The organism is Parasphingomonas frigoris (genome assembly GCF_036663815.1).
Lineage (GTDB): Bacteria > Pseudomonadota > Alphaproteobacteria > Sphingomonadales > Sphingomonadaceae > Sphingomonas.
The window spans coordinates 768-1089 of the sequence record NZ_JAXOJQ010000087.1 but is presented as its reverse complement, the minus strand read 5'-3'; the positions used below and the strand labels follow the sequence as shown (position 1 = coordinate 1089).

At 65.2% G+C, this 322-nt stretch carries 1 pseudogene; it reads left to right on the top strand.

The annotated features are described in order from the left end of the window. A pseudogene (locus U1872_RS22665) lies at positions 1-322 on the top strand (hypothetical protein); the annotation flags it as partial.

Genomic DNA, 322 nt, shown 5'->3' with positions numbered 1-322 from the left:
ATGAAGACTATCAGCCGTTTTGCCGTGTTGGCCTCGGTCGCCGCGGTGGCGCCCGCCCAGTCTGGTCCGGCCCCCGCGCCCCTTTCCTCCACCGCGATCCGATCGCCGGCGGATCTCTACGGGCCGCTGTTCCAGGCCGTACAACAAGGCCATGTGTTCGCGGACGGCAAGACGTTCGTGGACGCAATACCCAAGCGCGCTGCCGATGCGATCATGGCGGACTATGCACGGGCCAAGCCCGAAGGCCCTGCGCTGAAGGCCTTCATCCTCGCCAATTTCATCGTGCCCGGCGAGAATGATCGCGGTTCAGGCGATCTCCGGA